This window comes from Oxalicibacterium sp. (assembly GCF_035565035.1).
In the GTDB taxonomy this organism is placed as follows: Bacteria; Pseudomonadota; Gammaproteobacteria; order Burkholderiales; family Burkholderiaceae_D; genus Oxalicibacterium.
The window spans coordinates 1-8,157 of record NZ_DATMTD010000089.1 but is presented as its reverse complement, the minus strand read 5'-3'; the positions used below and the strand labels follow the sequence as shown (position 1 = coordinate 8,157).

Here is an 8,157-nt window from a genome sequence, read left to right as displayed (position 1 = left end):
CCCAGTTGTGCCGCGGCTTCGAACAGTTTGGCGGTTTTGGAGCGTATGACCTGGGTGTAGCGTTCTTCCGAAATGTCGGGATCATGCATATTTAACAACTGTAGCACCTCGCCCTCGGCAATCACATTGGTCGCATCGGCCAGAATCTGCATGATGCGGATATCGCCGACCGCGACCATCATTTGAAAGGCGCGCGAATACAGGAAATCGCCGACCAGAACCGAGGCGGCATTGCCAAACAGGGCGTTGGCTGTCTTGCGGCCGCGTCGAAGTGAGGACTCATCAACCACGTCGTCGTGCAACAGCGTGGCGGTATGGATGAATTCCACCACGGCGGCCAGCTGGTGATGCGCGTTGCCGCGAAAACCGTAGGCATTGGCCATCAGCAGCACCAGTACCGGCCGTATCCGTTTGCCGCCTGCGCTGATGATGTAATCGGCAATCTGGTTGACCAGCGCCACTTCGGAGTGCAGTTTTTGCCGGATAACGGCGTCTACCGCGCTCAAATCGGCGGCGATGACCTGGGTTAGGGGATGTTGAGTAGGGGCGACAGAAACGGAAATCAAGATTAGCCTGATCAGAAAGCGTTAATGCGCAGAATTATACGACGAGCCGCCGCCGAAACGGGCTCCCGACAGTGTATGCGGCAGCGCAACAGGGGAAGGGCGGCAAGGCTTGCATATACTTTGACCTCCCACCTAAGCCCATGTATAATTTGGGGTTTTCCCGATTCCGTCCGGGTAGTTGCCGGCGCTTCGAAGAGAGAAAAAGTCCTTTAATCAATTGATGAGGTTTCACATGTACGCGGTCATAAAAACCGGTGGCAAACAATATAAAGTTGTCGCTGGCGAAAAATTCAAAGTAGAACAGATACCGGCAGACATTGGATCCGAAATCACTCTCGATCAGGTGCTCGCAGTGGGCGCCGGTGATGCCATTAAATTTGGCGCACCGCTGGTCGCAGGTGCTACGGTCCTTGCTACGGTTGTCTCCCATGGTCGTCACGACAAGGTCAAGATTTTCAAGATGCGTCGCCGCAAGCACTATCAGAAGCACCAAGGCCACCGTCAAAATTACACCGAGTTGCAGATCGTTTCGATCAACGGCTAAGCCGTTCGGATTAACCAGATACAAGCAAGGAGTCAGAAATGGCACATAAAAAAGGCGGCGGCACTACGCGAAATGGTCGTGATTCAGAATCGAAACGACTCGGCGTCAAGGTCTATGGCGGTCAGGCAATCAATGCCGGCGGCATCATCGTTCGTCAACGCGGCACCAAAATGCACCCGGGCGAAAACGTCGGTATCGGCAAGGATCACACCTTGTTCGCACTGGTCGATGGCAAAGTAGCTTTCGTGACCAAGGGCGCATTGCAGCGTCACTACGTCACGGTTGTCGCTGCGTAATCAGCGTTAGTCACAGCAGACATACAGCGTAAGGCGAAAGCCTTTCCATCAAAAGGCTCTGCCGCAGGTAGGGCCTTTTTAGTTTTTACGGCGGCATATTATGAAGTTTATCGACGAAGCAAAAATTGAAGTCATTGCCGGCGATGGCGGCAACGGCGTCGCCTCCTTTTGTCGTGAAAAATTCAGGCCGTTCGGCGGGCCCGACGGCGGTGACGGCGGAAAGGGCGGCAGTATTTTTGCGGTGGCCGATCGCAACATCAACACGCTGGTCGATTTCCGTTATTCCAAGGTGCATAAAGCCAAGGATGGCGAGAACGGTCGCGGTTCAGATTGCTATGGCAAGGGTGCGGACGACATCTTTCTGCGCATGCCCGTCGGTACCTTGATCATCGATCAGAACGATGGCGAAATCATCGCCGATCTGACCGAGCATGGGCAGGAAGTATTGATCGCGCAAGGCGGTGAAGGCGGCTGGGGCAACATCCATTTCAAGTCGTCGACCAATCGCGCTCCTCGTCAGAAAACCGAGGGCAAGGAAGGTCAGCGTCGCGAACTTCGTCTCGAGCTGAAAGTGCTCGCCGATATCGGCCTGCTTGGCATGCCGAATGCCGGGAAATCGACGTTCATCACGGCAGTTTCCAACGCCAAGCCGAAGATTGCCGATTACCCGTTTACGACACTGCATCCGAATCTGGGTGTGGTTCGTGTCAGCCACGAAAAGAGCTTCGTCATTGCTGATATCCCCGGCTTGATCGAAGGTGCATCGGAAGGCGCCGGACTCGGCCACCAGTTTTTGCGTCATTTGCAGCGCACCCGTCTGCTGCTGCATATCGTCGATCTTGCTCCGTTCGATAACGTTGATCCGGTCAAGGAAGCCAAGGCCATCGTCAAGGAATTGAAAAAGTACGATGAGTCGTTGTTCGACAAGCCGCGCTGGCTGGTGTTGAACAAGCTGGACATGGTGCCGGAAGACGAGCGTGCCAAACGCGTCAAGGACTTCATCAAGCGTTTCGGCTGGAAAGGCCCGGTCTTCGAAATTTCCGCGCTGACGCGGGAGGGCTGTTCCGACCTGATCGTCGACATCTATGAATATCTTGCCCAACAGCGTCAGGCTGAACAACGAACGGAAGATACGCAGAAAACCGAAGAAGCAGTTCGCGGAATCGATTCGGTCGATCCAGATGATCCGCGATTCAAGATCGTCGACTGAAACTGACAAACACGTGTCTGTTTCAGATTGACGATTGCGGTTATTCTGGCAGTTATCTTGTTTCATCGCCGGTATTCGCCGGCTCATTCCAATAAAAAAACAGCGCCGGGTTACGCATGCACTCCGTGATTCAACAAGCCAAACGCGTCATCATCAAGGTTGGTTCTTCTCTTGTCACGAACGATGGCAAAGGTCTCGACGCCGTTGCGATTCGCAAATGGGCAGAACAGATTGTTCAATTGCGTGCGCTCGGCAAGGAAGTCGTGCTGGTCAGTTCCGGTGCCATCGCGGAAGGCATGCAGCGTCTCGGATTCGACAGGCGTCCGACCGGCATTCACGAATTGCAGGCCTGTGCGGCGGTCGGTCAAATGGGACTGGCGCAAATATATGAAACCAGTTTCGGTCAACATAATGTGCGCACGGCACAGGTTCTATTGACGCACGCCGATCTTGCCGACCGTGAGCGTTACCTGAATGCGCGTTCGACGCTGTTCACCCTGCTGCGTTTGGGCGTGGTGCCTATCATCAATGAAAATGATACTGTCGTCACCGACGAAATCAAGTTCGGTGACAACGACACCCTGGGCGCGCTGGTCGCCAACCTGATCGAAGCCGATGCGTTGATCATCCTGACGGACCAGCGCGGCTTGTTCACTGCCGATCCACGCAAGGATCCGAATGCCGAATTTGTCCACGAAGCCCGCGCCGGTGACGTGTCGCTGGAATTGATGGCGGGCGGCGCCGGCAGCAGTCTCGGTCGTGGCGGCATGTTGACGAAGATTCTTGCGGCGAAACGTGCGGCCTTGTCCGGTGCGCATACTGTCATTGCCTGGGGCAGGGAAGACAATGCACTGATTCGTCTGGCGCGAGGCGAGGCGATCGGCACGCAGTTGACCGCGCAAACAGCGCAACTGACGGCGCGCAAGCAATGGATGGCGGATCATCTGCAGACGGCCGGCCGTATTGTGCTGGATGACGGTGCAGTGAAAAAACTGACGACGGAAGGCAAGTCGTTGTTGCCGATCGGTGTGACCGATATCTCCGGCAATTTCGGCCGCGGTGATGTGATTACCTGTGTCGATGCGTCAGGCAAGGCTGTTGCGCGCGGTATAACCAATTACGCCAGTTCGGAAACACGCCGCATCATGCGCAAACCGTCGACGGAAATCGAAGCCATTCTCGGCTTTGTAGAAGAGCCGGAACTGATTCATCGGGACAATCTCGTACTGCTGTAAAACTTCGTAGCCGCAAGCAGGTGCGGCTCTTGCTCATTCATCTGCGCAGGTCGCCGGTGAGTGTCTCCTGCGACTTTAGTCGTCGCACGATTTCCTTCACATCGCTGGCCACACTTAAATTGCTGCAGAAATAATCTTGCGCAAGTGCGGCATGCTGTCGATTGGCATTGCCGCGCACAATACCTTCCCATTTGTCCCGCCGGGACCGTGACCATGTACCGTCGTCGCGACCAATTGCATAAATTTTCTTTTCGAACGTGGCACAACGAATGCCTTCGTAGCTGACGCTTTTCGCACCTGCCTGGCTGATTGCGACCAGTGTGTAACGCACTACACCATCCGAGCCGACGGAAATCGATTTGCTGTCCACGGCAAACGATTGCGTTGCCGTCGGACTGACATAAAACGGAAGCAGATCACCGGCCTGCGGTGCAGCAGGTAGTTGGATTGCAATCTCTTCCCACGGTTTGTTTTCGTCGTCGAAATCGTCATCGAACTGCGATTGCATTTGCGCGAACGAAAAATGCAGGGACGACAGCAGGGCGAGGCCGAGCAGTACGCCGGTCTTGAAGAATTTATTCATTTTCGGACTTCACTTCTTGAGTGGGGGCGGGTTTGCGTGGCGCATGATTCTGTCGCAGATGGCGCGTATTACCGTGCGGCTGCGCGGGACGCGCGAGGAAGCGCGACAGTTCCTGCAACGCGCGCTGATATACATCGCGCTTGAATTCGATCACGACGTCGAGCGGCACCCAGTAATCGTGCCAGCGCCATGCGTCGAATTCAGGATGCTCGGTCAGGCGCAGATTGACATCGCAATCGCGGCCGACCATGCGCAGCAGAAACCAGATCTGTTTCTGGCCCTTGTAATGTCCGCGGATTTCGCGCTTGATGAAATGATCGGGGACTTCGTAGCGCAACCAGTCACGCGTCCTGCCGATGATCTTGACGTGTTCTGCCTTGAGGCCGACTTCTTCTTCCAGCTCGCGATACATCGCCTGCTCGGGCGTTTCGCCGAACTTGATGCCGCCTTGCGGGAACTGCCACGAATGCTCGCGCACCCGTTTTCCCCACCAGACTTCATTCTGGGCGTTGAGCAGAATGATGCCGACGTTAGGGCGAAAGCCTTCACGATCCAGCATGTTGCACCTCAAACTTTCTGCGGCGACAAACCCTTATCGAAAATCGGTAAAACAGCCGTGCACAACTGTTGCGCAGGACGACACGCGAACAACAGGCACAGCAATCAATTGTACGAAGAGTGGGTGCATCAGCCAGCTAATCCTTTAAAATTGAGTCGATTATAACCCTCTCTCTTTTAAAAAGAATCCATTGTCATGCGAGCATCCCGTTTTTTCATTTCCACTCTCAAAGAAGCGCCTTCCGAAGCAGAAATCGTCAGCCACAAACTGATGATGCGTGCCGGCATGATCAAGCGTCTGGGCTCCGGCATCTATACCTATATGCCGATGGGATTGCGCGTGATTCGCAAGGTGGAAGCGATCGTGCGTGAGGAAATGAATCGAGCCGCAGCGATCGAATTGTTGATGCCGCTTGTTCAGCCGGCCGAGCTGTGGGAGGAAACGGGTCGCTGGGACAAGATGGGTCCGGAACTGATGCGCGTGAAGGATCGTCACGGTCGCGATTTTGCGATTCAGCCGACCTCCGAGGAGGTCGTGACCGACGTCGTGCGTACCGAGGTCAAATCGTATCGCCAGTTGCCGCTCAACTTCTATCATATCCAGACCAAGTTCCGTGACGAGCGTCGTCCGCGTTTCGGCCTGATGCGCGGTCGGGAATTCACAATGAAGGATGCCTATTCGTTCGATCGTGACGTCGAAGGTCTGAAGCGTTCGTATCAGATCATGTTCGATGCGTACGTGAATATCTTTACGCGTTTCGGCCTGCAGTTCCGCGCAGTCGCGGCAGACAATGGTGCGATCGGCGGCTCCGGTTCGCACGAATTCCACGTCATTGCCGATACCGGCGAAGACGCCATCGTCTATTGCCCGACATCGGATTACGCAGCGAACATGGAAGCGGCGGAAGCCTTGGCACCGACGACATTGCGCAGCGCGGCCATGCAAGCGCTGTTGAAGACATCCACGCCCGGCAAAACCAAATGCGAAGACGTGGCCGCCTTGCTCGGTTTGCCGCTGACGCAAACCGTCAAATCCGTCGTGCTGATGGTCGAGAAGGAAGAGAAAGGCGTCGTCACCAAGCAGGCATGGCTGCTGCTGCTGCGCGGCGACCATGAGTTGAATGAGGTGAAGGCATCGAAGGTGCCTGGCCTGACCGATTTCCGTTTTGCCAGCGAAGCGGAAATCGTCGAATGGTTCGGCACGACACCGGGTTACCTGGGGCCACTCAATACGAAAAAGCCGGTCAACGTAATCGCCGATCGCACTGTTGCGGCGATGAGCGATTTTGTCTGCGGCGCGAACGAAACCGATTTCCACTTCACCGGCACGAACTGGGGACGCGATCTGCCTGAAGCAGCCGTTTACGATTTGCGCAATGTCGTCGAAGGCGATGCGTCACCGGACGGCAAGGGTGTGCTGGCGATTCAGCGCGGCATCGAAGTCGGCCATGTATTTCAACTCGGTACGCGCTATTCGGAAGACATGAAGGCGACTTACCTCGATGAAAACGGCAAGCCGCAACTGATCCAGATGGGCTGCTATGGCATCGGCATCACACGTATTCTGGGTGCGGCGATCGAGCAAAATTTCGACGACAAGGGCATCATCTGGCCGGCATCGCTGGCGCCATTCGAAGTTGTGTTGTGCCCGATGGGTTATGACCGCAGCGAAAGCGTCAAGGCCGAATCCGACAAACTGTACGCCGCATTGCAATCGGCCGGCATCGACGTGATTCTGGATGACCGTGGTGAACGTCCGGGTGCCATGTTTGCAGATTGGGAGTTGATCGGCGTGCCGCATCGCATCGTGATCGGTGAGCGCAGTTTGAAGGAAGGCAAGCTGGAATATCAGGGACGTCGTGACACGGCTGCCACCGCGATTGCGCTGGAAGAAGCCGTGGCCTTCGTTCAGGCAAAACTGTCGGCCTGACGAACTGTCTGGAATGCGGGATATTCCGGTGATGCGCATGATCTTGCTGACTATGGCACGTGGAAATTCGTGTCGCTGGCCGATCGGTTTTGCGTTGTCGCTGGCGTTGACGGCGCAACCGTCACTGGCGGGCAATCAGAAGGAAGAGGCGATGGCCGATTCCGTGCGTATGGCCCTGTCTCGTGCAATTTCCGATTCGAGTCCTCCCAAACCTCAGTTCGTCGACATGAGCGAACGCCTCGATTATTTACGCTGGCTGGGAGACATGTCCGATCGTCTTGTCAAACGTTTGCCGGATAGACAGGTTCGTCTCGAATTCCTGCAAACTGCCTGGTATGAAGCCCGTCGTGCGGGACTTGATCCGGCGCTGGTATTGGGTCTGATTCAGGTAGAGTCGGCGTTTCGCAAATATGCGGTGTCACCTGTCGGTGCACATGGTTATATGCAGGTGATGCCATTCTGGACGCGCGTGATTGGAGACGGCGATCGCAGCAAGTTGTTCGACATGCAGACCAATTTGCGTTTCGGTTGCTCGATCCTGCGCATGTATCTGGATATGGAGAAGGGCGATCTGTTTATGGCGCTCGGTCGCTACAACGGCAGTCGGGGGCGGCCTGAATATCCGAACGCAGTGCTGGCGGCATGGCGTCGATGGGAACACAAGCCGCCGGCGCGACACGTGGATTGACGCGCTCGACATTCGACGAACGAGAAATACGGCAGAAACAAAAACGCCCGCGCGATGCGGGCGTTTTTGTTTGGCACGAGGTAGAAGATTATTTCAAGTGGTTCGAAATGAGTTTGGTCATTTCAAACATGGACACTTGCTTCTTGCCGCCAAAGACTGCTTTCAACTTTTCATCCGCATCGATCATGCGTTTGTTGGTTGCGTTTTGCAGCTTGAACTTCTTGATGTAGTCCCAGACCTTCTTGGTGACTTCCGTACGTGGGCTTGGCGTCGCACCGATGACAGCGGCCAAAACTGCGGACGGCGTGACTGGTTTCATGAATGCGGCGTTAGGCTTGCGAGGTGCTGCCGGTTTTTTCGCTGCAGCTTTTTTCGCTACGGCTTTCTTTGCTACCGGTTTTTTTGCTGCGGCTTTTTTCGCTGGTGCTGCTTTTTTAGCGACTGCTTTTTTTGCAGGAGCTGCTTTCTTCGCTACTGGTTTTTTTGCTGCGGCTTTCTTGGCGGCCGGTTTTTTAGCCGCTGGTTTTTTGGCTGTTGCCATTTCAAA

General features: G+C 55.2%; 10 protein-coding genes. 6 read left to right on the top strand and 4 right to left on the bottom strand.

Annotation, left to right across the window (positions count from 1 at the left end):
- On the bottom strand, positions 1–566 hold a 566-nt coding region (locus VN114_RS08120; RefSeq protein ID WP_325513765.1), incomplete at its 3' end, for a polyprenyl synthetase family protein.
- Positions 567–798: 232 nt separating this feature from the next.
- On the opposite strand from VN114_RS08120, the gene rplU reads away from it, so the two are divergent.
- The 4 genes from rplU to proB all read left to right on the top strand — a co-directional run bounded on the left by rplU (position 799) and on the right by proB (position 3,851).
- On the top strand, positions 799–1,110 hold the full coding sequence (gene rplU / locus VN114_RS08115; RefSeq protein WP_325513763.1) for a 50S ribosomal protein L21: 312 nt from the start codon (positions 799–801) through the stop codon (positions 1,108–1,110).
- Between the two features lie 38 nt (positions 1,111–1,148).
- Positions 1,149–1,406, top strand: coding sequence for a 50S ribosomal protein L27 (gene rpmA, locus VN114_RS08110; RefSeq protein WP_325513761.1), 258 nt, complete (start codon positions 1,149–1,151; stop codon positions 1,404–1,406).
- A 100-nt stretch (positions 1,407–1,506) separates the two neighbouring features.
- Complete coding sequence (cgtA, locus tag VN114_RS08105) at positions 1,507–2,616, top strand: Obg family GTPase CgtA (RefSeq protein ID WP_325513759.1); 1,110 nt, start codon at positions 1,507–1,509, stop codon at positions 2,614–2,616.
- A 116-nt stretch (positions 2,617–2,732) separates the two neighbouring features.
- Positions 2,733–3,851, top strand: a complete 1,119-nt coding sequence (gene proB, locus VN114_RS08100) for a glutamate 5-kinase (protein WP_325513757.1) — start codon at positions 2,733–2,735, stop codon at positions 3,849–3,851.
- A 37-nt stretch (positions 3,852–3,888) separates the two neighbouring features.
- Here proB and VN114_RS08095 read toward each other — a convergent pair whose 3' ends face one another.
- Positions 3,889–4,434 carry a CNP1-like family protein gene (locus VN114_RS08095; RefSeq protein ID WP_325513755.1) on the bottom strand — a complete coding sequence of 182 codons (546 nt, stop codon included), beginning with the start codon at positions 4,432–4,434 and terminating at the stop codon, positions 3,889–3,891.
- Entirely contained in the window at positions 4,427–4,993 is a 567-nt protein-coding gene (locus VN114_RS08090) for an RNA pyrophosphohydrolase (RefSeq protein ID WP_325513753.1), read from the bottom strand. The genes VN114_RS08095 and VN114_RS08090 overlap by 8 nt, the downstream gene beginning before the upstream one ends.
- 195 nt (positions 4,994–5,188) lie before the next feature.
- Between VN114_RS08090 and VN114_RS08085 the strand changes: the two genes are divergently transcribed.
- Entirely contained in the window at positions 5,189–6,922 is a 1,734-nt protein-coding gene (locus VN114_RS08085) for a proline--tRNA ligase (RefSeq protein ID WP_325513752.1), read from the top strand.
- 31 nt (positions 6,923–6,953) lie between these two features.
- Entirely contained in the window at positions 6,954–7,610 is a 657-nt protein-coding gene (locus VN114_RS08080; protein WP_414694208.1) for a lytic transglycosylase domain-containing protein, read from the top strand.
- 88 nt (positions 7,611–7,698) lie between these two features.
- Here the strand turns inward: VN114_RS08080 and VN114_RS08075 are convergent, their stop codons facing one another.
- The gene (locus VN114_RS08075; RefSeq protein WP_325513767.1) at positions 7,699–8,151 is read right to left on the bottom strand and encodes an SWIB/MDM2 domain-containing protein; all 453 of its coding nucleotides are present in this window, start codon (positions 8,149–8,151) and stop codon (positions 7,699–7,701) included.
- Positions 8,152–8,157: the final 6 nt, after the last annotated feature.

Coding starts and splice junctions, on each gene's coding strand:
- rpmA (WP_325513761.1), top strand. CDS start 1,149: ATGGCACATAAAAAAGGCGGCGGCACTACGCGAAATGGTCGTGATTCA.
- cgtA (WP_325513759.1), top strand. CDS start 1,507: ATGAAGTTTATCGACGAAGCAAAAATTGAAGTCATTGCCGGCGATGGC.
- VN114_RS08085 (WP_325513752.1), top strand. CDS start 5,189: ATGCGAGCATCCCGTTTTTTCATTTCCACTCTCAAAGAAGCGCCTTCC.
- VN114_RS08095 (WP_325513755.1), bottom strand. CDS start 4,434: ATGAATAAATTCTTCAAGACCGGCGTACTGCTCGGCCTCGCCCTGCTG.
- proB (WP_325513757.1), top strand. CDS start 2,733: ATGCACTCCGTGATTCAACAAGCCAAACGCGTCATCATCAAGGTTGGT.
- VN114_RS08090 (WP_325513753.1), bottom strand. CDS start 4,993: ATGCTGGATCGTGAAGGCTTTCGCCCTAACGTCGGCATCATTCTGCTC.
- VN114_RS08075 (WP_325513767.1), bottom strand. CDS start 8,151: ATGGCAACAGCCAAAAAACCAGCGGCTAAAAAACCGGCCGCCAAGAAA.
- VN114_RS08080 (WP_414694208.1), top strand. CDS start 6,954: ATGCGCATGATCTTGCTGACTATGGCACGTGGAAATTCGTGTCGCTGG.
- rplU (WP_325513763.1), top strand. CDS start 799: ATGTACGCGGTCATAAAAACCGGTGGCAAACAATATAAAGTTGTCGCT.